At 69.6% G+C, this 22,423-nt stretch carries 35 protein-coding genes; 1 reads left to right on the forward strand and 34 read right to left on the reverse strand.

Annotation, left to right across the window (positions count from 1 at the left end):
- Positions 1-41: 41 nt before the first annotated feature.
- The 3 genes from ABTZ58_RS09875 to ABTZ58_RS09885 all read right to left on the reverse strand — a co-directional run bounded on the left by ABTZ58_RS09875 (position 42) and on the right by ABTZ58_RS09885 (position 1,431).
- Positions 42-629, reverse strand: coding sequence for a phage tail tube protein (locus tag ABTZ58_RS09875; protein WP_351352899.1), 588 nt, complete (start codon positions 627-629; stop codon positions 42-44).
- Between the two features lie 74 nt (positions 630-703).
- Positions 704-1,105: a hypothetical protein gene (locus ABTZ58_RS09880; protein ID WP_351352902.1), complete on the reverse strand. Its 402-nt coding sequence runs from the start codon at positions 1,103-1,105 to the stop codon at positions 704-706.
- Complete coding sequence (locus ABTZ58_RS09885) at positions 1,105-1,431, reverse strand: HK97 gp10 family phage protein (protein WP_351352905.1); 327 nt, start codon at positions 1,429-1,431, stop codon at positions 1,105-1,107. The genes ABTZ58_RS09880 and ABTZ58_RS09885 overlap by 1 nt, the downstream gene beginning before the upstream one ends.
- 32 nt (positions 1,432-1,463) lie before the next feature.
- Here ABTZ58_RS09885 and ABTZ58_RS09890 point away from each other — a divergent pair, with 32 nt between their 5' ends.
- Positions 1,464-1,787, forward strand: a complete 324-nt coding sequence (locus ABTZ58_RS09890; RefSeq protein WP_351352908.1) for a DUF4429 domain-containing protein — start codon at positions 1,464-1,466, stop codon at positions 1,785-1,787.
- On the opposite strand, the gene ABTZ58_RS09895 is transcribed toward ABTZ58_RS09890, so the two are convergent.
- The 31 genes from ABTZ58_RS09895 to ABTZ58_RS10045 all read right to left on the reverse strand — a co-directional run bounded on the left by ABTZ58_RS09895 (position 1,784) and on the right by ABTZ58_RS10045 (position 22,397).
- On the reverse strand, positions 1,784-2,155 hold the full coding sequence (locus ABTZ58_RS09895) for a hypothetical protein (RefSeq protein WP_351352911.1): 372 nt from the start codon (positions 2,153-2,155) through the stop codon (positions 1,784-1,786). The genes ABTZ58_RS09890 and ABTZ58_RS09895 overlap by 4 nt on opposite strands.
- Positions 2,155-2,571 carry a hypothetical protein gene (locus ABTZ58_RS09900; protein ID WP_351352915.1) on the reverse strand — a complete coding sequence of 139 codons (417 nt, stop codon included), beginning with the start codon at positions 2,569-2,571 and terminating at the stop codon, positions 2,155-2,157. The genes ABTZ58_RS09895 and ABTZ58_RS09900 overlap by 1 nt, the downstream gene beginning before the upstream one ends.
- A gap of 9 nt (positions 2,572-2,580) precedes the next feature.
- Complete coding sequence (locus ABTZ58_RS09905) at positions 2,581-3,555, reverse strand: glycosyltransferase family 4 protein (protein ID WP_351352918.1); 975 nt, start codon at positions 3,553-3,555, stop codon at positions 2,581-2,583.
- Positions 3,556-3,605: 50 nt separating this feature from the next.
- The gene (locus ABTZ58_RS09910; protein WP_351352921.1) at positions 3,606-4,565 is read right to left on the reverse strand and encodes a phage major capsid protein; all 960 of its coding nucleotides are present in this window, start codon (positions 4,563-4,565) and stop codon (positions 3,606-3,608) included.
- Positions 4,566-4,580: 15 nt separating this feature from the next.
- Entirely contained in the window at positions 4,581-5,177 is a 597-nt protein-coding gene (locus ABTZ58_RS09915) for a hypothetical protein (RefSeq protein ID WP_351352924.1), read from the reverse strand.
- Positions 5,178-5,236: 59 nt separating this feature from the next.
- Entirely contained in the window at positions 5,237-6,010 is a 774-nt protein-coding gene (locus ABTZ58_RS09920; RefSeq protein ID WP_351352927.1) for a VG15 protein, read from the reverse strand.
- Complete coding sequence (locus ABTZ58_RS09925) at positions 5,988-7,418, reverse strand: phage portal protein (RefSeq protein ID WP_351352930.1); 1,431 nt, start codon at positions 7,416-7,418, stop codon at positions 5,988-5,990. The genes ABTZ58_RS09920 and ABTZ58_RS09925 overlap by 23 nt, the downstream gene beginning before the upstream one ends.
- Positions 7,415-9,142: a terminase large subunit domain-containing protein gene (locus tag ABTZ58_RS09930; protein WP_351352933.1), complete on the reverse strand. Its 1,728-nt coding sequence runs from the start codon at positions 9,140-9,142 to the stop codon at positions 7,415-7,417. The genes ABTZ58_RS09925 and ABTZ58_RS09930 overlap by 4 nt, the downstream gene beginning before the upstream one ends.
- Positions 9,135-9,572, reverse strand: a complete 438-nt coding sequence (locus ABTZ58_RS09935) for a phage terminase small subunit (RefSeq protein WP_351352936.1) — start codon at positions 9,570-9,572, stop codon at positions 9,135-9,137. Before ABTZ58_RS09935 ends, ABTZ58_RS09930 begins: the two co-directional genes overlap by 8 nt.
- A gap of 194 nt (positions 9,573-9,766) precedes the next feature.
- On the reverse strand, positions 9,767-9,931 hold the full coding sequence (locus tag ABTZ58_RS09940) for a hypothetical protein (RefSeq protein WP_351352939.1): 165 nt from the start codon (positions 9,929-9,931) through the stop codon (positions 9,767-9,769).
- A gap of 793 nt (positions 9,932-10,724) precedes the next feature.
- The gene (locus ABTZ58_RS09945) at positions 10,725-10,931 is read right to left on the reverse strand and encodes a hypothetical protein (RefSeq protein WP_351352942.1); all 207 of its coding nucleotides are present in this window, start codon (positions 10,929-10,931) and stop codon (positions 10,725-10,727) included.
- A complete protein-coding gene (locus ABTZ58_RS09950; RefSeq protein WP_351352945.1) occupies positions 10,924-11,469 on the reverse strand; it encodes a class I SAM-dependent methyltransferase in 546 nt (181 codons plus the stop codon). The genes ABTZ58_RS09945 and ABTZ58_RS09950 overlap by 8 nt, the downstream gene beginning before the upstream one ends.
- Before the next feature lie 9 nt (positions 11,470-11,478).
- Entirely contained in the window at positions 11,479-11,643 is a 165-nt protein-coding gene (locus ABTZ58_RS09955; protein ID WP_351352948.1) for a hypothetical protein, read from the reverse strand.
- The gene (locus ABTZ58_RS09960) at positions 11,640-11,858 is read right to left on the reverse strand and encodes a hypothetical protein (RefSeq protein ID WP_351352951.1); all 219 of its coding nucleotides are present in this window, start codon (positions 11,856-11,858) and stop codon (positions 11,640-11,642) included. Before ABTZ58_RS09960 ends, ABTZ58_RS09955 begins: the two co-directional genes overlap by 4 nt.
- A gap of 36 nt (positions 11,859-11,894) precedes the next feature.
- The gene (locus ABTZ58_RS09965) at positions 11,895-13,232 is read right to left on the reverse strand and encodes a hypothetical protein (protein ID WP_351352954.1); all 1,338 of its coding nucleotides are present in this window, start codon (positions 13,230-13,232) and stop codon (positions 11,895-11,897) included.
- Complete coding sequence (locus ABTZ58_RS09970) at positions 13,229-14,344, reverse strand: hypothetical protein (protein ID WP_351352957.1); 1,116 nt, start codon at positions 14,342-14,344, stop codon at positions 13,229-13,231. The genes ABTZ58_RS09965 and ABTZ58_RS09970 overlap by 4 nt, the downstream gene beginning before the upstream one ends.
- Positions 14,345-14,357: 13 nt before the next feature.
- Entirely contained in the window at positions 14,358-14,738 is a 381-nt protein-coding gene (locus tag ABTZ58_RS09975) for a phage tail fiber protein (RefSeq protein WP_351352960.1), read from the reverse strand.
- An 81-nt stretch (positions 14,739-14,819) separates the two neighbouring features.
- Positions 14,820-15,044 (reverse strand): MerR family transcriptional regulator, encoded by a 225-nt coding sequence (locus ABTZ58_RS09980; protein ID WP_351352963.1) that lies wholly within the window; start codon positions 15,042-15,044, stop codon positions 14,820-14,822.
- Between the two features lie 128 nt (positions 15,045-15,172).
- A complete protein-coding gene (locus ABTZ58_RS09985; RefSeq protein WP_351352966.1) occupies positions 15,173-15,430 on the reverse strand; it encodes a hypothetical protein in 258 nt (85 codons plus the stop codon).
- Positions 15,431-15,449: 19 nt separating this feature from the next.
- Positions 15,450-15,638, reverse strand: a complete 189-nt coding sequence (locus ABTZ58_RS09990; RefSeq protein ID WP_351352969.1) for a hypothetical protein — start codon at positions 15,636-15,638, stop codon at positions 15,450-15,452.
- An 11-nt stretch (positions 15,639-15,649) separates the two neighbouring features.
- On the reverse strand, positions 15,650-16,132 hold the full coding sequence (locus tag ABTZ58_RS09995; RefSeq protein WP_351352972.1) for a hypothetical protein: 483 nt from the start codon (positions 16,130-16,132) through the stop codon (positions 15,650-15,652).
- A 15-nt stretch (positions 16,133-16,147) separates the two neighbouring features.
- Complete coding sequence (locus ABTZ58_RS10000) at positions 16,148-16,813, reverse strand: GIY-YIG nuclease family protein (protein ID WP_351352975.1); 666 nt, start codon at positions 16,811-16,813, stop codon at positions 16,148-16,150.
- A gap of 173 nt (positions 16,814-16,986) precedes the next feature.
- Entirely contained in the window at positions 16,987-19,107 is a 2,121-nt protein-coding gene (locus ABTZ58_RS10005) for an FtsK/SpoIIIE domain-containing protein (protein WP_351352978.1), read from the reverse strand.
- Positions 19,104-20,351 carry a hypothetical protein gene (locus ABTZ58_RS10010; RefSeq protein WP_351352981.1) on the reverse strand — a complete coding sequence of 416 codons (1,248 nt, stop codon included), beginning with the start codon at positions 20,349-20,351 and terminating at the stop codon, positions 19,104-19,106. Before ABTZ58_RS10010 ends, ABTZ58_RS10005 begins: the two co-directional genes overlap by 4 nt.
- 21 nt (positions 20,352-20,372) lie before the next feature.
- Positions 20,373-20,561, reverse strand: a complete 189-nt coding sequence (locus ABTZ58_RS10015; RefSeq protein ID WP_351352984.1) for a hypothetical protein — start codon at positions 20,559-20,561, stop codon at positions 20,373-20,375.
- Positions 20,561-20,761, reverse strand: a complete 201-nt coding sequence (locus ABTZ58_RS10020; RefSeq protein ID WP_351352987.1) for a hypothetical protein — start codon at positions 20,759-20,761, stop codon at positions 20,561-20,563. Before ABTZ58_RS10020 ends, ABTZ58_RS10015 begins: the two co-directional genes overlap by 1 nt.
- Positions 20,762-20,854: 93 nt before the next feature.
- Positions 20,855-21,022, reverse strand: coding sequence for a hypothetical protein (locus tag ABTZ58_RS10025; RefSeq protein WP_351352990.1), 168 nt, complete (start codon positions 21,020-21,022; stop codon positions 20,855-20,857).
- Between the two features lie 85 nt (positions 21,023-21,107).
- Positions 21,108-21,287, reverse strand: a complete 180-nt coding sequence (locus ABTZ58_RS10030) for a hypothetical protein (RefSeq protein ID WP_351352993.1) — start codon at positions 21,285-21,287, stop codon at positions 21,108-21,110.
- A gap of 138 nt (positions 21,288-21,425) precedes the next feature.
- A complete protein-coding gene (locus tag ABTZ58_RS10035) occupies positions 21,426-21,614 on the reverse strand; it encodes a hypothetical protein (RefSeq protein WP_351352996.1) in 189 nt (62 codons plus the stop codon).
- Positions 21,614-21,790: a hypothetical protein gene (locus ABTZ58_RS10040; RefSeq protein ID WP_351352999.1), complete on the reverse strand. Its 177-nt coding sequence runs from the start codon at positions 21,788-21,790 to the stop codon at positions 21,614-21,616. The genes ABTZ58_RS10035 and ABTZ58_RS10040 overlap by 1 nt, the downstream gene beginning before the upstream one ends.
- 94 nt (positions 21,791-21,884) lie before the next feature.
- Positions 21,885-22,397, reverse strand: a complete 513-nt coding sequence (locus ABTZ58_RS10045) for a hypothetical protein (RefSeq protein WP_351353002.1) — start codon at positions 22,395-22,397, stop codon at positions 21,885-21,887.
- Positions 22,398-22,423 lie beyond the last annotated feature (26 nt).

The raw sequence follows: 22,423 nt of genomic DNA on the forward strand, positions 1-22,423 counted from the left end.
ACGGGCCGGGCCCGCGCCAGGGTGGCGGCCCGTCCACCGGCTCAGGACCCGGTGTACGCCTCGGTCTCCGGGACTCGGTCGAAGTGGTAGACGGTGTTGCCGGCGGTGTCCGGGTAGGCGGTGATCGTCCACTCGAAGCCGGCGATCTCGTCCTGCTTGTGGGTGACGTCCGAGCGTTCGGTGATCTCGCCCTCGGGCACGTAGAAGCCGCGCTGGAACGAGTCGCCGTCCAGGACGACGAACCAGAACGCGCGGCGGTCCGGGACGGGGCTCGCCGTCTCGGCGAACGTGGTCAGCCCGGCCGTGGGGGTCAGGTCCGCGCTGTCGATGCGGTACTGCAGCGACTGCACCGTGGTGCGGCCCGTCTCCCACACCGTCAGCCCGAACGTGCGCAGGCTGGACGTGATGGTGGTGCGGATCGGGGCGGTGTAGCCCCAGGGCGTGAAGGACTGGGTGTCCTCCTCAAAACCCTGGACGAGTCCGTCGTCGCTGATGGCGCCCAGGGGCAGCCACGGCGACGCCGGCTGAATGGCCGGGTCTCCGGGCGAGGTGGTGCCCAGGGGGGCCACCCAGCCGCCGCCGTTCGCGCCGACTTCCAGAAGGTCCGCCGCGCGGGTGATCGAAACCATGGAGGGTCTCCAGACATGCGAAGACCCCGCGGCAGGCGGGGTCGGATTACAGGGTCCGGCGCGGGCCCAGCCGGTCAGGAGACCGGGTGACTGTAGATCTCGTAGACCGCCCCGACGCGTCGCAGGGCGGTGTTCTCGTAGGGGCGGACGCCAGGAGCGCTGATCGTGCCCACCCGAGCGAACACGGCCGCATCCGTCGAGGCGCCGCGCAGCTCGCCCAGCAGCAGGCCGCGGATCGTCGCCGACAGGGCGATCGCCTCGGCGCGCGTCGCGGCATACACGTCGATGTCGATGAAGGCCCTGTCGAGGCGGATCCCGTCATCGCCGCCAGACGGGATGCGCTGGACCTGCACCGTGGGCAGCTCGTTGAGGAGGTTGTTGTCCGTCTCGTCCCGGACGACGACGCTCGGGTCGAGGCGGGCGCGCAGCCACACGATGACCTCCAGCTCGACGTCGACCGAGCCGACGGCGGCCATCAGTCGCCACCCGAGGCTGCGGCCCGCAGCAGGACGTGGTGGGCGGGCACCCGCTCGGTGCCGTACTCCACCCACCGGGCGTAGTACGTCGGGTTCCGCACGTAAGCGACAGCCCGGTCTCGGCGTCGACCGCCGCGCCGGGTGCTGTCTACCTCCCAGGCGCCCTTGTACTGGCCCGGGTGCTGATCCCTCGCGCCGCCAACCGGCGAGATGGCCACCGCTGTCGTCTTGATGTTCTCGGCACGGCGCACCAGGTCCGCCCGGATCATCTCCGACCTGAGCAGCTGGCCCACGCCTTTCCGCTTCAGCTTGAACCGCGCTGCCATACCCTCGTCTCCTCACAACTCAAGGGGGGCGTATGGACGTCAAAGGCGTACAGGGCCGTATCAGCTTCGACGGCGAGTGGGTCACCATCACGAAGACACCAATAGGGCCGAAGCCGGCGCCCGTTCGGATCCGGGCTGCAGATGTGACCGGCAACCGCTTCAAGCCCGGCAACCGGCTGTTTCACGGCTACGTTCAGTTCCTTATGCCGGACACCCAGCCCGCCCCCGAGAAGCCGACCGGCTCCTGGGGAGGGGGTCGGCCCTCATATGAGGACCCGTACAGCCTGTCCATCCCCCGCAAGAGCAACGACGCAGCGCAGAAGCTGATCGCCGCTGTGGAGCAGGCGCGGGGCTAGCCGGTCACCCGGTCGGCGGCGAACTGCACCACACCGCGGAGCCCGGTGAAAGGGTTGCGGCCCCAGTCGCCAGGCTCACCCGTGATCTCGCAGGTGACGCCCCGGATGCGGGCCTTGTCGGTGGTGCGCAGCGGCATCCTCGGATGATCGGCCGGGGCGTAGACGGTCCAGCCGACGATGACGGTGTCCCGGCCCTGCTGCTCCGAGCCACCCACCGTCGGCGTCTGCTCCCGCGGCGCCACCACGCAGCCCGGCAAGTCGAACGACTCATCCGGGCCCGGCAGCGGCTGGCCGCGCGGATCCCGCCCGGGCGAAGGGCCGGTGCGCACGATCCGCACCGTCTCCCCGAACGGATACGGGGCAGGCACTACACCCACCCCCAGCCCGGCTCGTACTCCAGCGGCGGACCGTAGCCGTCATCGACCGGGTACGTCGGTGACGGATCCGCCGTGGCCGGGGTCGGGTCGACGGTGAACGCGCCGCCTCGGCCAGCCGCGCTCTTCAGGGCCGCCTTGTCGGCCCGCGTCAGGTACAGGCCGCCCGAGCCGGACGGACGCTGCACCGACATGGGGCCGATCGTCTCGTAGGACACCTGCTGCGGATTGACGTAGGCCCGGCCAGCAGCCGACAGCACCACGGCGGTTGCTTGGTCGGGCAGCGGCTTCACCACCGTCTCGCACAGGGCGACCGCCTGCTGGATGAGTAGATCAGCCCGGGCTCCGTCGATCTCAGGGAGCCCGAGGTACAGGCCGAGTTCCTCCGCTGTCGGTGCCACGAACGCCATGCCGACCTCCTAGGCCAGGGCCTCCACGGCGTCACACCAGGCGGCCAGTTCACCGGTCGGGTCCAGCTCGGCAGACCGGGCCTTGGCCCGCTTGGAGGCCAGTCGGTACTCGGCGGGCGTGAGGAGCTTGCGCAGCACCGCCTCGTAGCCCGCCACGTCGTTGCGGTCGACGAACACCCCGGCCTCACCGAGCGACTCGCACAGGCCCGGCGTGGGGTGGGCCACGACAGGGATGCCCGAGGCGAGCGCCTCAATGCCGACGCGGCCCCACGACTCGTAGGACGACGGCATCAACAGCACTCTCGTGCGGCTGTAGACCTTCTCCCGCATGTCCTCGCCGCGCACATGGTCGACGACCTCGACGTTCGGCAGATCGGGGAGGATCTGCTCTCCGTAGGCGCCTTTGACCGCGAGGAACTGCTGATCCGGCATGCGGCGCGCCAAGGCCTCCAGGACTTTGCCGCCCTTCTCCGGGTTGCAGTTGATCAGCGTGATCGCCTTGCCGGGCCGGGTGGCGTACTCGTCGGCGAACACCGGCGGGCGCACGATCAGCTCGGCGCCCGGGCGCACGGCCTTCGGGTACTCGGCGAAGAACAACTCCGCCTCCCGCCGCATCCACTGGCTGTTGTACACGGCGAGAGCCGTGCCGCCCGCCGCAGCGTCCCGGAACGTGGGCCGGTGCGTGTTGTGGCAGATCACCACCACCGGCTTGCCGTACCCGCGGGCGAGTGCCGACGTGGACGGCACGCACTCCAGATGCGAGATGAGCACGTGCGCCTTACGGACTGCTGTGGGGAAGTCCAGGCGGGCCTCCAGCGGCACCACGCGGATGCCCCGGTAGTCGTAGACCTTGCTGGCCTTGCCGTACCGGGACAGCCACACGGACACGTCGTGCCCGCGCTCCACCAGAGGCCGCAGCATGGACACGAGCATGTGCTCGGCACCCGCGTTGTGCTCCGGCGGCATCGCGTGAACACGGGCCACGATGCTGAGCGGCGCGGTCCCGCCCGGCGCGGAAGCCGGGACCGCGTCCATCAGCTGCCGCTCGGAGTGCCGGTGAACTTGACGAACGCCTCGGCGTCGCCCAGAACGAAGCCGTAGTACGCCTCCGCGAGGAGCAGCACCAGGTTCTCCTGGAACGCCGAGTGGACGCCGCCGTCCTCGTCGATGTACGTCGCCTCACGCGACAGACGGATGCTGATCTCCATGCCCACGCCGTAGGCGGCCTGCGAGAAGTCGCCGCCGATCGCGCGCAGCCCCGAGTCGACCGAGGTGGACTGGCGGCGCAGCTTGCCGGAGACGCTGCGGGAGTAGGCGATCGGCTCGCCGATCAGCTCGCCCTGCAGTGCAGCCCCGGTGCCGGCGCCCGGCTGGCGGGTCGCCACGAACAGCGGCTCGCCCGTGGTGGACGTGGCGGCCAGCAGCTTCGGCTTCAGCCGGTTGTCGGCGACGGTGCCGGTGTAGTCCCAGTCGTCGTCGATGATCTCCTCCATGCCGGAGACGAAGTCGCCCCAGATGCCGCCCTGGTTCTGGGCGGTCGTGCCGAGCGAGACGGCCTTGGAGGTGGCGGCCAGGTAGTCGGCGAAGGGGCCGGTGCCGCCCTTCATGTTCTTGCCGTGGATCGTGGCCATGTCGAAAGCCCGGGCGAACGCCGTCGGCAGGTCGCGCTGCAGCTGCGTCCACAGGCCGGCCGCGTTGGAGTTCGCAACCTCCATCGACACGGGGATGAGGACGGCGATCTTCTTGCCGCTCATCTGCTTGACCTCGACGCCGCCCGAGCTGAGCGGTTTACGGCCACCCTCGGACACCCAGTCGGCCATCGGTACGTCCAGCGGCACCGGCACCGCGGTGTTCGCCGTCATCGACAGCGGCACCCGGCGGGCCAGCGACATGACGGCGCTGCCCTCGACGGACTTCTCGAAGATGGGGCCGACCAGCGTCTCCGGAAGGAAGATCGGGTCGATGGTGGACAGCTTGATGGGATTCGTCGCCATCGGGGGCTACCTCTCTCAGTGGCCCCGTGCGAGGCCCTGGCTCATGAAGTCGGCGAACACAGCCGCCGGATCATTGGGGGTTCGGTTGCCGTTGCCCGAGGAGCCCTGCGTGCGGTCCGCCTTCGGCGCCCGCGGCGAGGTATCGGCCGGCTTGGCGAGGTGCGGCTTGCGCTTCAGAAGGTCCTTCAGGTCCTGCTGGATCGCCGCCGTGTCGACGTCGCCGTCGTCGTCGACGTAGGAGTTGAGGTCGAGGAACGCGTGCGCGTCCTCCGGGTCGGCGAACTCGGCCGCCGCCAGGGCCTTCACCTCGGAGCGGACGGCGCGCTGCCGGAAGGACTGGATGCGCTGCTCGGCAGCGGTGAGCTGCTCGGTGAGCCGCTCCTGCTCCGACTTTTGCGCGTCCTCCAGCTCCCGTGCCTTCTGCGCCAGAGGCTTGGTCTCCTGGTACTTCGTGCGCCAGCCGGCGGACTCCTTGCGCAGCTTCTCGATCTCCTTGCGCGCCGCCTCGGGGTCCGCCCACGGATCCGCCTTCGCCTGCGCCGCCTCCGGGGCGGTCGCGGTCTCCTGCGGCTCCGTCTCGACCTGCTCGGTTGTCTCCTCGTTCTCGGGCATGGTGAAGTCGCCCTCCAGGGGCTGAGAGAGGCCGCCACCGGGACGGCCATAGGGGTTGGTCAGTGCGAGCCCGGCAGCGGATTGCTGTCGTGCTCGGCGAGCGCCCGCCGGAACAGGCGCAGCTGGTCGCCGGAGTGGCCCTGCGCGTACTCGCGGTAGATGCGCTCCCACTCACGGGCATGCGGGGACAGCTCGAACCGCTGCCCCTTGAACACCGGGACCACGCCGCAGTGACAGCCGTCGTGCGCCCGGAAATCCGCCGTGTCCTTCTCGTACACCGCACCGCGCAGGGCGAGCATCTTGCAGAAGGCGCACGCCCCACGGGCCGCCGAACGCGCCCACGCGGTGGCCTGCCGATCCTGCCGCACCGCCTCCCGGACAGTGCCGCGGCCCGTATCAGCCACCAGCTTCTGGGCGACCTGCTCGACCTTCTTCTCCGCCTGCGCCAGCCGCACGCCGATCGGCTGCAGCTGCGCCGGGGTGGCCTCCTCCGGAGCCCGGGGCCACAGATCCTTCGTCGCCCAGCGCAGCGAGGCCTCCGTCTGTTCAGGCGAAGGCGGATCCGCGACGGGCACCGTGAACGAACCTGGCACACCGGCCGCTTCCCGCTGCGCCTCGTAGAAGTCCGCAGCCAGAGCGGCCGAGGTCCGCGCGTACTGGGCAACGATGGCGTTCATCACGGTCAGCCAGTCCGGGACGCTCTCACGCAGACGGGACGGCAGGATCAACCGCCGCACCCCGCGAACGTCCCGCACCAGCAGCCGCGTCAGACCGATCTGCGCGACCCGGTAGCGGTTCGCCTCATCGCCGCTATCCGAGACCGTCGTCGCCACCGGTCACCTCCGCCACCGGCGGCGGCTCGTCGCCTCCGCCCAGGGACGCCAGGCGCTCCATGAGCTGTCGGCTGGCCGCGCTGCTGACGCTGCGACGGCGCTCGGCCGCCACCCGGCGCCGCTGATCCTCCGACAGGCCCGCCATCTCCAGCACCACGTCCCCGTCGGCCGGCAAAATCCCAGCCTGGACCATCTTCACCGCGGCATCCGTCTGGGCGGCGATCGTCGGGGTGGCCGGGTTGCGCCACACGCACTCGATGCGTCGCTCCTTCGGCGGCGGCTCGCCATCACGGAACCACAGCGCCAGCCTCATCGCGTCCCGGTGCGTCGCAGAGAACCGGCGAATCCTCCGCTCCGCCTTCTTCACCAGCATCGCCTCCGACGAGCGGATCGCATCCGCGGAGGCCGGGTTGTCGCTGGTGTAGCCCAGCATGTGCGGCGGCAGGCCTAGCTGAGTGGCCATGATCCGCGCATACAGGTCGATGATCTTCGTCTGGCCGGACGGATCATGAGCTGCGAACTGCCCCACAGTCGGGACCTCGCCATCCTCATCCCGTTCCAGCGCCACGTAGCGCCCTAGGTAGGTCTCCCAAGCCGCCGTTGGATTGCCCTCCGCGTCCTGGAACGCCGACTCTGAGGCGCCGAGAATGTACCGCTGCGGCGCCTGGAAGAACTCGGCCCCCACCTCGATACCCATCAGCCGGCGGCAGGCCGCGTCCGTGATCGACATCACCTCGGGCGTGATCTCCGACTTGCCGATGCGGTCCGCGGTGCGCTGCCGGTTCGCCATCCGCAGCACCGGCACCATGCCCAGGTTGTGGATGTCCCGGTCGAAGACCTCCCAGCCGCCATCGACCTCGGCCGCGTACACCGTCTGATCGGGCAGATACAGGGTCGCGATCCGCATCCCATCCTCGACGGACTCCCGCAGCGCAGCTGTCGCCAGACGCAGCCGGGCATCCCAGAACATCGTCATGTCCAGCGGCGACTCGAACGTGATCAGCGGCGGATCGTCGCCCTCCCCCGAGCCGACCGCCACATACTCGCGGCCGTAGGTCAGAGCGTCCAAGTGCGCCAACGACGCTTCGTCGTAGAGGTCGTTCGACTCGGCGATCTCCTCCAGATCAGAGGCGTCCGTACCGTCAGCCCAGCGGAACGCCTCCAGGTCGAGGCGCTGCTCCAGCGCCTCCACGCCGATGCGCGGCCAGCCGATCACCGTGTGGAGACCTTTGAGCTGCGGCGGAATGGAGATGCCCAGGTCTCGAACGCGCTGCTCGCCGTTGAAGTACGCGTCGAGCAGCTCCAGCTTGAACCGCTGCGACAGCAGATCGGAGCGCAGCGCCGTCAGCAACTGAGCCTCGTCACCGGAGAGCGACAGAAGCGGCAGTTCGGGGATGGTCGCAGTCATCGGAGCACCACCACCCGTCCCTTGCCGGGCGTGCCGCGCTTCGCCCACGCCGTCGAGTTCAGCATCATCCGGCGCAGCATCCGCGCCCCGATCGCGCACACCGCGAGGTCGATCTTCCGAGCGGACTCACGGTGCTCCTTGCCGATCGTGTAGCCCCAGGCGTTCGTGCGGCGCCGCGCGTTCGCCACGTGCTGCCGCAGAACCCGGTGCCCGTCGTGGGTCAGTTGCCGCTCCAAAACGTCCCGGTAGAAGCGATCCACAGCCTCCGTGAACGTCTGCTGTCGGCGCCGGTCACGCATGTCCCACAGCACCGCGTGCCGGTTCGCTCCGCCCGTCACGGCCTTGAGCTTCAGCTTCTTGCCGTACCGCTGTGCCCAGGCGTCGATGTAGCCGTCCCAGTAGCGCTCGCCGTCCGCATCGTCGTGGCCCGCGCCCGGGTCGGCGAAGAACGCGATCGGCCGGTAGTCCGCGAACACCTGGTCCACCGTCCCGTCGACTTCCTCGCGCGGCACCCGCCACGGCACGTCCTGCGGCCAGTTCGCCGGCCGCTGCCACACACCGAGCGCCGTGACGAAACCGTCCGACATGCGGCAGGCAGCGAGGCCCGTGGCGTCGTCGCTCTTGGACCCGTCGAAGAAAAGGACGATCTCGTCGTTCGGCTGCAGACCGGCGCCCTCCCGGCGGCAGGCGTCCCACTCATACGGGGCGAGGAACGCGTCCTCCGCAGCAACGATCTGGTTGAACCAGAAACGGCGGGACCGGCTCGGCGGGTTCCGGACGTCCAGGATCGACGCCTTCAACCGCTCGATGTCCAGCCACGCCGAGTCGCCGCGGACCGCCCGCAGCGTCGGCTCGATCCACTCCTCAGTCAGCTTCGCCTCAGCCGGGGCCTCCAGCGAGTCGTAGAACAAGCCCGTGTCCGCCGCGCGGCCAGCCTCGGCCGCCTCGAAGGCTTCCCTGGTCCGCTCGGCGACGGAATCCTCGCCAGGCTCGTAGGCGTTCGTGTTCGCCAAGGTCCGGGACTGACCGTCCGCGCTCTTGGTGGCGTTGCGTTCGATCACCGCGGCCATCTCGTGGCCCTGATTGCCCTCCACCCAGTGGTGGGTCTCCCCCAGGTTCACCGCCGTCGGCCGGCCGCCCTCCAGCGCGCGCGGCGACGAGGTCACCGCCTCGATGCGAGCCCGCCCCTTGTCGGCATAGATGATCTCCTTGCCGAGGTCGATGCGGTACTCCTCGATCGCCCGCTTCGTCAGGATCGACGGGAACAGCGTCATCGTGTTCCGCGTCTGGTCCTGCGACACTGCCGCGATCTGCACCCAGGCCGCGGGGTGCTGCACGCCCAGCGGCTGCCCGGCCGGGACGCCCCACTCGTTGTCCTCGTCGGCGATCCGGCCGAATCGGCACGGGCCGACGAACTCGAACGCCGACCACGTGGCGATCAGCGGGTCCTTGCCCCAGCCCTTCAGTCGCTGGATCACACCGTCCCGCCACAGGAACCGGTTCGTCGCCGGATCCATCGCGTACCACCACAGCGTCAACCGGGCCTGCTCAGGGGTGTATTGCCAGGCCTTTCCGACGTAGTGCTGGAGATACGTGGCCGTCCACGCCAGGCAGTGCCAGCCCAGCGTGTACTCGGGAAGGATGAACCGGCCGTCCGGGCCACGCTTCCACGTCGGCCCGATCGTGAACGGCTCCACGACCTCAGGGACGGCCTCGTCAGCCACCCGCGAGGTCACGGTAGGCATCCAGCGGCTTCACCGACGCCAACTGCGGACCGGCTGGCTTCCGCTCCAGCTCGATCCGCGCCCGGCGACGATCCCCCTCGGTCGTAAGGAGCCGGGCCATCACGCTGTCGAGCGCCGAGACGTACTGGCCGTTCGGGGGCCGGTCCGAGGACAGGCCCCGCGACATCAGCTCCGCCGCGTAGCGGGCCATCGCCCAGTCCGACGGCTGATAGAAGACGGCCTGGCCGGACTCCTGCAGAGACAGGTACCAGTCGGTGGCGATCGGATGCCACAGCGGATCAGGGTCCGGCAGTTCCGGCAGATCCAGCGGCGGGCCAGACGGGGCCTTGGTAATCGAATCCTTCTCGCCCTTGGAGCGATGCCCCATCCGCTCCTCGGAGCGCTTGCCGATAGGTCCACGTGCACCCATGGCGACCTCCAGGGTCTCGGTGCGGACGGCCCCGCCTCCAGGGCGTGGCCACGATCTTGAAACGGCGCGCCACCAGGGCGGCCGGCCGCCCTAGGAAACCCGGGCGGGATGTCAGGTGCTATACGGCCCCGATCCGAAAAGATCATGGGGGAGGGGATATGCCCCCTATGTCCGTTTCCATTTGGATCATGGAATCAGCGATCTTCTTCGATGATCTCCCGGCCGTCCAGGCTGTGATGGATCATCAGCCATTGGATCGACCCGCCATCACCGACGATCGGCTTGAGCGTTGGCCCGCAGACACAGTCGTCCTCGGCCACGTGCTCCACCGCGTCACCCAAGGGCACGACGTGCAGCACCCTGACCACGCTCCCTCCGTGGCCCAGGCCCTGGCCTGCCGTGCCCCTCGGGTGGCCGGCCGCCTACCTCCTGCCGACGTTGGCCCTGCTGCCTGCGCCTACTCCCGTGTTGCGGATGTGGAGTAGCTGGCAGTAGCCCTTGGCCCTGGCGCCCATGTACTTGTGCAGCTGGCGTGTGCACCTGGTCCAGTCGCCGGGTGTGCCCCATCGGATCTTGGCTGCGCCCGGTCCTGTGCTCCAGTACCTGCGCAGCGTGGATGCGTTGCCTCGTCCTCGGCTTGCCACAGTGGATCACTCCTCTTGCGGCGCGGGCTCCCCTTCGTCTACCCGCTGGATGGACGCTCCTTGCCCGCTCGGGATGGCAAGGCAGACACCTCGTGCATCTTCGAGCACGGCCCAGCCCGCGTCGAAGCGGAGGCTGAGGTGGGGGTCCTCAACAAGGACGTCATCCCTGCGCTGGTCCCGGGGGTGGACGATCAGGTAGCGGGGCACAGTCTCACCTCAGCCCGGGGTGTTGTTCGGGGGGCCGTGTTCGTCCGGGCCGGGGGTTGTTGCGCTGGGCTTCGTTCCCCTCGCGGCTGGACTTCTGGTCGTGGCAGATGCCGCACACGCCCTGAAGGTCCTCGTCACCATGGCGATCTTCCTTGGGCACGGTGTGATCGCAGTGCGTCGAGGGCCGAACGCCGCACAGCTTGCAGATCGGGTCGCGTTCGAGGATGCGGGCTCGGATCTTCGCCCAGCCGGACGGTAGCCGGGTCTTGCGGTCGCTGTTTGTCCAGCCTCCAGGCATCGGTTACTCCTCGGGGCTGCGTTCCGTCTCGCTGTTGAGTGCCCAGTTGTTGAAGCCGATGCGCCGGTCAGCTGGCGCGGACCGAGTGAGGTGGCCGAGCAGGCGGACAGCCGTATCTTCCGCGCGCTGAAGTGGCTCGTCCTCGCTGCCGCTTATCTCGACGTCGACCTCACGGACGCCGTCGGACATCTTGATGTGAACGTCAGCCACGCCGACTCCACCACCACACGCCGAGCGTGCCGCCGCGCATCGACTCGACCGCGCCACCGAGTTCGGCGAGCACCTGGTCCATGTCGTCGGCGTCCCAGTGGTGGACGTGGGCCTCGTGCGGGTTTCCGTCGACTTCGCCTTGCGGGGCTTCGACGATGGGCAGGCTGATGAGGATGTTCCACGCGCCGGCGGCTTCGGCCTTGCGCAGGAGGTCGACGGCGTCGCCTCGGGCCATGTGTTCCAGGACGTCGCCGTAGATCACGAGGTCTCGGTGGAACAGGTGGTCGGGTGCGACGCGGGCGTCGAGGTTGTGGACCTCGTCGTACATGTCCTTGCGCTTGGCCGTGTTCTTGAGCCCGTACTTGCGGATGTACGGCTTGTGGATCTCGACTGCGGTCCACCACACGCCGTGGTGTGCGGGCCGGAACAGCTTGGCGTAGGTGCCTTCACCGGGCCCGACGTCGCAGACGGTGTCGGGCAGGTGACGCTTGAACCGTTCGAGGGACCAATCCTTGCCCTCGGCGATGCTGGTGGGCATGGCGGTCTCCTACATGGGGACGATCGTGATCTGCGGCTGGGTGATCTGCAGCTTCCGCCCGTACTTGGCGAGCACCTGCTCGATCTCGGCGAGGCAGTCGTCGGTTTTCCGCTGCTCGTCTTCGGCGACGAGGCGGCGGGCCTCGTCGACGGGGTTGGTCTTCTTGTCGCTCACGGCGACACCTCGTTGGCCGGAATTTCAACGGTCTCCTCGAAGATGAGGATTGCCCTGGCGCCGAGGCGGTCGCGCGTGGCCTCCCAGTCGGCGGCCTTCATCATCACTTTCCCGTCCGGGTCAGTGTCGACTTCGTCGATGACGAGCACGAACGGCGTGATCATGTCGTCGCCGTGATGCTCGGTGGGCAGTTCGAGGATCTGCAAGCGGGCCATGGGCGCGGGCCTTTCGGGATGCGGGTTGGGTGCCGGTCAGGGTCCGATGGCGGCCCAGGGTCCGGCGAAGCCTGCGGCGGTGTTGCTGCCGGGCGTGATCGACGCGGGGAGTGTGGTCTGTGCCGTGCCGTTGGTGGCGAACCGGTAGGTGCCGGAGGTGAGCCCGGCGTTGACGGCAGTGGCGAGGCCGCCGCTGCCGGTGGCCCGGGCGATGGTCGGCGCGGTGGTCGCGTTGAACACCATCGCCACCCACACGAAGCTGCCCGCGGTGAGGTTGACGCCGGAGATGGTGGTGGTCTTCAGCCCGGTGCTAGCGACGGAGGAGTCGACGCCGGTGGTGGCGAGCCTCGTGCCGGCCGCGCTGTAGAGGCCGACCCAGTTCTGCCCCGCGGTGGCGGTGGCCCCGGCCGTGGTGACCCACCAGTAGATCTTGGTGATGGTGACGTCGTCCGGGATGTGGATCTTCGACAGGTACACGGTCCCGTTCGTCAGCAGCGAGCCGGTGGTCGCGATGACCGGATCGTAGGTCCAGCCGCTGAACCCGTGATTGACGGGCAGCTGCTCCCCGAACGCCCCGGTCGCCGTGTAGATCGACCCGGCGGCCGGGACGGTGACGAGATTCGCCCCGCCATTGCGCAGGGTCAGCAGCCGACCCGTGGTGCCGCCGTCGGTCGACGTGACGAAAATCCCCTGCGCCGCAGTGCCCGCCGCGCTGCCGCGCTTGAGGTCGATGGACAGGGCGGAGGCGCTGGTGTCGTCCGTGGCGCCCGAGCCGCCGTTGGTGTGCGTCACCTTCAGCGTGCCGCGGGGCAGCGTCTCGTGGCCCGAGATGTAGACCGCGCTGGTCTCCCGGTTGTCGGAGATCAGGTTGAGCGCGGCGGCCACGTCGACGCCGGTCGTGGACGCCTGGTAGATGGTGACCGCATGCTGCGTCGGCGACGTGGTCTTCAGGAACGCGGCCCGGACGGTGTCGTCGGCGGTGATGCCGCCGTTGACGTCCAGACCGGCGTTAGCGGTGAGCGCCCCGGAGAGCGTCCCGCCCGCCTTCGGCAGGAACTGGCCGGACGCCCAAGCACGGTCGCCGTGCGGGTCCGATGCCGCGACGTGCGCGTTGACCTTCGCCGTGGCGTCCGCAGCTGCGGCGCTGATCGCTGCGGTCTCCGCGTCAGCCGCCGCCTGCAGGGCGACCGTCTGCACGGCCGCGGCACTGCCGGCCGGGTCGGCGCCGATGAGCTCCGCGGTGAGGGTGACGCCGCCGGTCTGCCCGTTGACGCTGGACACGAGCCCGGCGTTGACGGTGACGATGCGGGACTGCTGACCGCCGTTCACGGTGATCGAGTCGGCGGGTCGTTCGCCGCTGACGATGAGCCTCACCGGGTCACCTCCGGCGACACGATCGCCCGCCCGTTCAGCAGTCGCACCACCGTCGAGCCGTTGACGACCTCCAGGTCCCAGCGCCCGTTGCGGGTGAGCGTCTCCGTCACCGAAGCGGGGATGGCGAGCCGAATCGACGGGCCGGTGACGGTCAGATACGGCTCCAGGTCGAGCAGCAGCTCGCCGTTCTCGGAGGCCTCGGAGCGGATCTGCGCCCGCGCAGTCCAGCCGTCCCACGTGAACGCGGGATCGTCGTCGACGGTGTAGGTCTGCAGGAACGTCGCACCCTGCTCGATGTACAGGTCCCACTCTCCGGCGGACAACTCGGCCACCTCCGGAATGGGTGCGGCGCCCGCATGGGCGGTGAGCATGGACTCGGCCGCGAGCGTCGCCGACAGCTGCACGGAAAGCCTGGCCGCCGCGTCGAGCTCGGCCGTACCGGTCAGTGCGGCGGAGGTGCGCGCGGACACGGTGGGCGCCCCGGCATCAAGGGCCGCGGTGGCGGTGAGGGTGGCGGACACATCCCACACCCCGGCGTCGGACAGGGTGTTGAAGTAGTCGAACTCGGCAACATCCGCGGTCCCGCCGTCGCGGTGGGCGCTCATATCCAGCGCGCACAGCTCGGCGTCGGCCGGAATCCAGGCCGGGGTGGCGAGGGTACGCCGTGTCGTCCACGTGGTGCCGTCCGGCGACGTTGCCCAGGTCAGGTTGGTGCCGTCCTCGGCGAGCCGCAGAAACAGATGCGCGACCGGGTCGTAGGCGATCTCGACGGCGTTGTCGTCCCAGTAGCCGGTCTCCGACACGCAGCGCAGCATGCCACTGACCTTGTTGATGATGAACCCGACGCGGGTGCCCTCCACCGTGCCCTGCACAGTGATCGCGGCGTAGGCCTCCGCGGTCGCGCCGGTCGGATCCGGGGTTGTGGGCACCTGTACGAAGAACGAGGCGCCGGCCAGCGTCCACGCGTAACCGGTCTGGCAGCCCGCATAGCCGGTCGTGCACGGCACCCGAGCCCGGCCACCGGTCTCGGTGGTGCCACCGTAGGAGTTGCCCCACTCGGGGCCAAGAACGCCGTCGTTGAACGAGTCGACGAGCGTGGACAGGAGCGGCATCTCGCCCCCTCCGTCAGCTCAGCGAGAAGTCGAGCTCGCCCGCGGCGAAGCGGACATCGTCACCAGCGAGGACCGTGCGCGGCGTGTCGAGGGCGCCGAACCAGAACCGCACCGGGCTGCCCGCCGAGTCCCACACCTCGACGCCGACCACCGTGCAGGCCGGCATCCCCTCGAACACGATCTCCGCCGCGTTACTGGTAGCCCCACTGGTGGGTGCGGCGACGGTGAGGGACTGCCGGGCGTAGGTTCCGCCCGTGACCTCCGTGCCCGCGGCCGACGCGGTGCCGGCCGCAGTCACCAAGGCCACCCGCAGCGTGCCCGACGGGGCCGTGGCGGACAGGCCGAACAGCCAGGCCAGCGCCTGATTCGAAGCGGTGAGCGTCAGATTGGCCACGCGGCCTCCTCACGGATAGGCGCCGCGCGGCGCTAAGCGGAAGCCCCGCCGTCCGCGGGACCGGCACGAACGACGGGACGATCAGGCGGCCTTGGGGCGCCCCGGCTTCACTTGAGCTGCGGCTTCGATGGTCGGCAGGTGATAGAGCGGCTGGTCGCCGTCGAGCGGAACCCGTTCGATCTTGCCCCGGGATTCCCACACGCGGATCGTGCCGGGCTTCACGCCGGCGACCCGCGCGGCCTCCCAGATGTCGCCGAGGTCGCGCTGATACAGCTCGTACAGCTCAGGGTTGGGGAAGGTCGGCATGACACCTCCCCGGAACGCGAGAACCCCCGCCGAATGCTTCACGGCGGGGGTTCTGGGTGCTCTTGCGACGGGTGTTCCACCATCGACTTCGGAGATTACAGATTCAGCGATCAACTAGCAAGTAGGTGCTAGTCACCCGCCTCGGTGTGCCGCTGCTTGCCGAGTTCGATGGCCCGGTCGGCTTCCGCGTCGGTGAGCTCGTCGGGCTTCTTGCCAAGCTCGGCGGCCACCTCGTCGGCGGCCTTCAGGATCTCCTGCAGCGCCGGGTTCCAGAGCCCGCCCGGTCCCAGGCGGCGCACAATCGCGTGCTGGCTCGCTGTCGGCTCCCGGACGCTGTCGGGCACGTAGGGGCGGGAGACCATCGGCTTACCCTTGCGCGGCTTCATGCGTCCAGTGTCCCTCCTATCAGCGGTCGAAGCGGCGGGTGATGACGATCCCGCCGACGATGGCGATGACGAGGTAGACGGCCAGCCCGATAAGCATGCGGCCGGTGTTCGGCTCGCCCGGCAAGACGACCAGAGCGAGGGCGATCAGGCCCAGGATCAGCGGGCCGAGGATCGTGACGATCCAGAAGAGGTGGTGGTAGCGCTCCATCGAGGACTCTCCTACTGCTGGTTGTTGGTCCGGGCCCACAGGCCAGTGGTCTTCGTCTGGACGGTGCGCTGGTCGACGTGGCCCGAGTAGTGGTGGTGGGTCTCGGTGTGCACGCCACAGAGGGAGCGGAGCAGGCCGCCGACGGCGAGGGCGATGACGGCGACTCCGGCGAACGGGGCGGCGATCATGAGGACGCCGTTCAGCGTGGCCATAGAGAGTCCCTTCATGGCGAGCCAGACGGCGCATCCGATGCCGGTAGCGCCAGCTCCGACACCGATGGAGGCCACAGCGATGCCGGTCGCCCAGGCGGGTACGCGACGACTGTCCGGCTGGGCGACGACTGGCGTGTCGCCGATCGTGGGGGCGTTGGGGAGCGTCTTGTCGCGGTAGCTGGTGACGAAGTCGGTGATGATCCGGTCCGCCTCGGCGGCGGCCTCCTGCTCGGTCATCGCGGTGTGGATCGGGTCGGTCTCGGCGTGCATGGTGATCTCCAAGTGGCGGACGATGGGTTAGTTGGCGCGCTTCGGCTTCTTCTGGCTGCGGCTCCGTGCAACCGCAATGAGGTCATCGGTGCTGTAGCCCCACGCTCGGCTGGCGCCGATCGTCCGGCGCTGCACTGGCCGTGTGATGGACCCCTCCGCCTTAAGGGCGGCAGCAAGGCGCTGGCCGACTCGGGCCAGATACTGCGGTTCGGTTTCGGTCTCCGCCTGCATGTAGGCGGGGTCGATCGTTGCCAGGTAGGCGAAGACCTCGCGCCTGGCTATGAAGTCGCGGCCCGACGCTCGCGCAGCTCGCACAAGGTGGTCTATGACGCGGAAGCGGGGAGTTTCGGGACTCTCATCGGGAATGTCGGTCACGCGGGGTCGGTCTTCTGGCGCAACGCGCTTCGGGTGGACGGGGTATCCCATGAGGGTTGCTGCTGAGACGACCAGGGTCACCGGGTTCTCATCACCAAAGTCGAACCATTCACCGTGGGTTCGGTACGCCCTGAAGTAGTCGTGCAACATCCGTTCGAGGACAGGGCCGCCCGGGATCGCGAGGATCACCAGCAGCTGAACCGGTGATCCGGTCTGAAGCGCAGTTGCTCGCCGAGTCGGCGCGTCCGAGAGTCCGATCTTGACTAGGCGGATCAGTGGCGAACCGATCAGGTAGATGTAGCGCTCGGTGGCTTCCATGGCGTCCTTTGGGGTGGTTTGACGTAGTTCTCTGGCTGCGCAGGGGGTGCATGCCGGGCGCTGAGGCTGCGCGCGGCGAGCAGGGTTCTATCGCCGCACGCAGCCGCCCATGCACCCTCTGACCTGTGCTTACAGGACGGTGTGCACCCTGCATGCACCCACCAAAGCAGGATCTATCGGACGCTGCTGCTGGCGGTGATCAGGTCGTCCAGTCGCCACCCGCGGGGCCTCTGAGTGCCGCGCTGCATCGTCGCGACGGGCACGTCGACACCCAACGCGTCGAGCCGGGCCTTGATGGCTGTCCCCGCGCGGGTGGCATACGCGGTATCCGTCTCGCCCTCGCCCTGGACGAACTCCGCGTCCACGGTGGCGAGATATGCGAAGGCTTCGGCCCGAGTGACGTTGCCCTGACCTGTGGCCGTGGCCGCCTTGATCATGTGGTCGAGGATCGTCACCTCGGGCTCAACGGCGACCGGCAGCACGCCGGCCGCCTTCCGCAGCTCGTAGGCCCGCCGCAGGATCAGCTCGACTTCCTCGTCGGTGTAGAAGTATGACTGGGTGAGCACGGGCTCAGAGGTCTCACCGGTCTGCAGGTAGCCCACGCCTCGCTGCGACTTGAGGATCCGCTGCGCGTTGTAGCCGGCGGACGCCCGGCCCTTGCCGAGGATCGTGTCGGACGCCTCCGGGGTCATACAGCGGCCGGCCCAGCGCGTGGACAGGATGTCGCGGATGCCGGTAGGTACGGCGTTGGAGTCGGGCTTCTGCGTAGCGCAGATGACGATCACCGCGTAGGCGCGGCCCTGCTGGGTGATCAGCCTGAGGAGTCGGTCGAGTTCCCTCTGCTGCTCCTGGCTGGCCGCGGCCATGTAGGAGGCCCACTCGTCGATGTACAGGATCGTGAACCGCACCCGCTCGTCCTGCGCGGCCAGCGCCTCGGAGAACTTGCGGACCCGGTGGTCCTTGACGGTCTGCTTCAGCCCGGGCAGGACTTCCTCCCACACGTGCCGCAGGATGGCGAGGAGCTTCTCAGGGTCGCCGTCGGTGTCGATCATCTGGGCGATCGGTTCGAACGGCGACAGGTCGAATCCGCCCTTGCCGTCGGCAAGATAGAAGTCGGCGGTCACGTCCATCGCGGCGGACAGCAGCGGGTTGTTCGCGGCGGCCGACTTGCCGGAGCCGGGCTCGCCGCCGTAGAGGGCCGTCTTCTCGAACCACTCCACGGCCACGACGTCGCCGCGCTCCGACACCGCCAACGGCACCGGCTCCCACAGGTTGACCTTCTCCGCGGTGAGCAGCGGCCCCCGGTGGGGCTTTCCGGTGAAGGGCACCTTGAGGGTGACGCGCAGGGTGAGCCAGTCTTCCCGCTCCCCCTTGGTCTGCGACACCTGCTGCACGCTGACGCCGAACCCGTTCGCCAGCTGCGCGGTCGCGCCGAGGGCCTTGGAGGCGGGGATGCCGTCGGGCAGCTCCAGCCGGACCTCCCAGGCGGAGCCGTCGGCGGTGAGCGTGCACGGCGACAGCAGCTTGACGACGTCCTCGGGGCCGATGACCTTGGCGCTGCGGTACACGCGGTTGACCATGCTGTCGGTCATGCGGTCCCCATCACCGATCTTGGCGTCACGGTCGGTGTACAGCTCCCCCGCAGTGGTGCGTCGGCCGATCAGCGCGAACGTCGCCAGGGTCGCAGCCGTGGCGGCCAGGCCACCGGGGGTGCCGAGCAGGTGCAGCCCGGCGCCCTCCACCCCGGCGATCGGGGCGATGGCCGCAACACCGCGCACGGCACGTCGCATGCGGGCGTCGCGCTGCGCCGACCTGTACTTGCTCATCGCGGACGCCGAGTCGGCGAACGCGCTCTCCATCTCCCGGCGCCGCTTCTCCTTCTCCTTGCCGGGCATGAGCCGCCGGTCGTGCGCCCACTTCGCGGCCTTGTAGTCGCGCTGCGTCTGCTGCAGCTCGTGCCGGGCCGCGGTCACCTGGGCGCCCTCGGTGCCCTGCATCCACAGCGCTACGCGCCGGATGCCGCGGCCGATCTGGGAGGCGTGCCCGTGCTCGGTGGCCTGCCGGCGCAGCCACTTGCGGAAGCCGCGGACGGTGTTGATGCGGCCGACCTCGGCCCGGCTCTTCCACCCGGTGCGGGTCTTCGTCCACGCGGGGGTGAGGGGGGTGTCGCCCATCAGGTCGACGGACGTGGCCGGCTTCTCGACGGGCGTCTCGCCGGGACCGTTCAGGTAGCCGCCGACGATGCGCTCCCACTCCGGATCCGGGCTGCTGCTCGGGGTCGTCTCGATACTCACTGCGACTCCTTCTTCGCGGCGGTCTGCTTGGCGGTGAGAGAGGCCGCGCGACGGGCGGCCGGGCTGTACTTCACGTCCCCCTTGGTGCGCCTGCCGCGGCGCGCGGGCGGGTTGTAGACGCGGGGCTTCTTCGCGGCGGGCACTTGCGATGCGACCTGCTGTGATGATCGGTTCACGGGGCGCTTCTGCCGGGCGGCTTCGACCCTCGCCTCGGCAGCGTTGCGCAGTCGGATAATCTCCGCGGACTCGGACGGGTCGGCGCCCTCGACATCGCGGTGCGCGCGCTTCCACACGGCCTCGGTGACGGTCGTCTCGCCGAGTGCCGCGGCGAGCCGCAGCGCGTGCTGCCACACCTTCGGGAACTCCTTGGCGCGGGCCTGCGCGAGCTTCTCCGCAGCCTCGGCCGCGGCACGCTCGGCGGCCTCCTTCTCGGCGGCGCGGCGCTTCTCCTCCGCGGCCTGCCGACGGGCCTCCTCCCGGGCCGCCTTCTCCGCAGCCTTGCGCTGGCGGCGCGTCAGCTTGCCGTCGCGCTTGCGGATCTGGCCGTGCTCGTGGAGGTCGTACACGCCGGGTCCGGCGATGGAGGCGAAGGCGGTGCCGATGGCGGTGGCTGGGTCGAAGGCGTGCAGCCCGTGCCACAGGTTGATGGAGGCGGCGATGAAGGCGAGCACCCAGGCGATGAGCCGGTAGTGCCAGTGGGGCCGGTGGTCGGCTGCGGCGGCGCGGGCGCCCTTGAGGACGACCCACGCACCACCTTCGAGCATGAGCGGCGCGGCCATCAGCCACAGGGCGTTGGGGTTGTAGAACGCGGCGATCTGCACGGGCAGGGCGACGATGGAGCAGACGGCGTAGAACCTGAGCGCGTACTGGCGCCACTGCTCCTCGGCGGCAGCGACCTCAGCGGCCTTCGCAGCCTCGGCCCTCTCCTGCTCGGCGGCCTTCTCCTCCGCCTCGCGCGCTGCGCGCTCCTGCTCCTCCCGCTCGCGGTTGAGCTTGGCGATGCGGGCCGCGCGGGCAGCCTGCTCCTCGCGGGCTCGGTCCTCAGCCTTGTCGTTGGCGATCTTCTGCTTGCGGGCTTCCTCGGCGGCCTTGATCTTCTCGGCTTCGGCCTTGCCCTCGGCTTCGATGCGGGCGGCTTCGGCTTCGGCGGCGGCGCGGGTCCGGATCGCCTCCGCCTCGGCCAGGGCGACCGGGTCGAAGCCGCGGTCGTGGCTGTTCAGCCTCTCGATCGACGTGGCGGTCACGGGTATCAGTCCTTCCGGGTCTCAGCTGGCGGTGACGCGGGCGCGTCGGTACAGGCGGGTGGATTCGCCCTGGCGGGCGGACGGCTGGGGGGTGAGCCCGTTGAAGTGGTTCTCGCCGGGCGCGGTGGGCTGCCAGGCCCTGGCGGGCTTGGGGCCGCGGCTGTCGTCGGTGCGACCCGCACCGCTGTCGGCCTCGTTGCGCCAGGCCATCAGGCGGCCCTCACCGGGGCGGGCCGGTGCCTCAGCCAGGCGATCCAGGCTGCGAGCAGCAGCACGGGGCCGGGGACCGCGGAGATCACCGAGTCCAGGCCGGTGAACGCCAGGTCGACCGGGGTGGCGGCAGCCGGCCACAGGGCAACAACGATCAGGTAGGCCGCGAGCAGCGACCACAGCAGGGCACGACGGAACATGGCGACCTCTTCGGGGGTCGGAGGAAACGGGTGGGGGTGGTGCTGGCCAGATGTCCAAGGCGCCCGTGCGAGACGGGCACCAAGGGCTACCGGTCAGCGGCCGGAGATGCGGTCGCGGAAGCCGCGAAGCGTCTGCGGGTGAGCGTTGAGTTCGGTCAGCAGCTGCTCGTGCTCCGCGACCTTGCCCTCACGGACGGCTCGGTCGGCACGGTCCTTGCCGCTGCGGTAGGCGGCCTCGTCGTTGCTCTTGCGGTTGAACATCGGTTCGTCTCCTCGGTCGGGTGGCGGAACGCTGAGTCGCTCCCCTCGACCGGGCCCGTGCGAGACGGACCCGGCGGGCAGCAGGTCAGCTGTTGTCGCGCTCGACCTCGACGTGGCCGTCGACCCGGTAGCCGTGCTTGGCCAGGTCGCGGTAGACCTCGCCGCGGGCGCCGCGCTCGTTCTGGGCGGCGACCGTGCCGGTGACGGTCTTCTTGGCGTCGGTGCGCACCTCGACCGCGTCCGTCTTGATCTTGAACTTCGGCATAGTGAGTCCTCTCGGATCGGTGGATGGAGTGGTGGTGCGCGCCCCGGGCCCGAGTCGATCGGGCACCATCACGGCTGAACCGGGGCTGGGTGCCGGGCGGCGGCAGGGGGTGGTACCGCCGCCCGGCGAATCAGGGGGTCAGGACGGGGGCTCGGCGCAGTGGCCGAGGATCCGCATCGCCGTCTCCTGCTGGTAGTCGCCGGAGTGGGCGGCCAGGTCGTAGGCCGCGTGGTGGCTGCCGGCGTTCAACTGGTCGGCGGCGGACTGCACCTCAGCCTCGGTGGGCCGGTAGCCCTTCGGCTCGGGAGTGCGGCGGAACAGGCCCATCAGTGACGCTCCTTCTTGTGGGTACGGCGGTTGGCCTTGCAGTCGGGGCACTTACGCTCCGGCCCGTTACCGACGACCGGCGGTGGGATGATCCGGCCGCAGATCGCCCGGGTCTGCCCGAACACCAGCGGCCCACAGGCCGGGCAGTGGAAGTGGGAGTCGAGAACCTTCGTCATCAGTCGGCCTCGTCGAGCCGGTGGTTGCAGAACCCGCAGATCGTTCGGCCCGGCGGATTGCCCCAGCCGCAGAACCAGCAGACGCGGGCAGGCATCAGGCGGGCCCGTGCGTGCGGGCGAAGTCGACGCCGGCGTCCAGCAGGTCTCGCACCTCGTCCCACGTGCGGGCCGGCCGTTCCGCCCAAGAGGTGGCGAGCGCGAAATCCGCACCGGTGTAGCCGAGCACGAGGGCGTCCAGCACCTTGTTGGCGGCGTTGCGGGCGTCGGCGTCCTTCACCTCGTACAGGGCGCAATGGAGGCTGATCGGGCCGTGGTGGTCGTCCCACACTGACGCGCGGATTTCCCGCCACATGGCGAGGACGATGTCCTTGAGCTTCATGGAGTCGTCGACGTCGGGCAGGGTGGTGTCGGGGTCCTTGGTGGCGGCTGTCTTCAGGCCACGCTTGCCGATGACGGCCCGGATGGCGGCGAGCGCATCGGCGGCCTCGGCGCCGGTGACGGACTCGCCGCTGTAGCCGACCCAGATGTTCCTGGCCTGGGCCCTCTTCAAGGCCGCTTCGGTGACACGGGCGGCGGTGAACGGGTTGCGGATCAGGGTGTTGCTCATGGGGGGGTTCCTCTCGAAGGTGGCAG

The organism is Streptomyces sp. NPDC094143 (genome assembly GCF_040303825.1).
GTDB lineage: Bacteria > Actinomycetota > Actinomycetes > Streptomycetales > Streptomycetaceae > Streptomyces.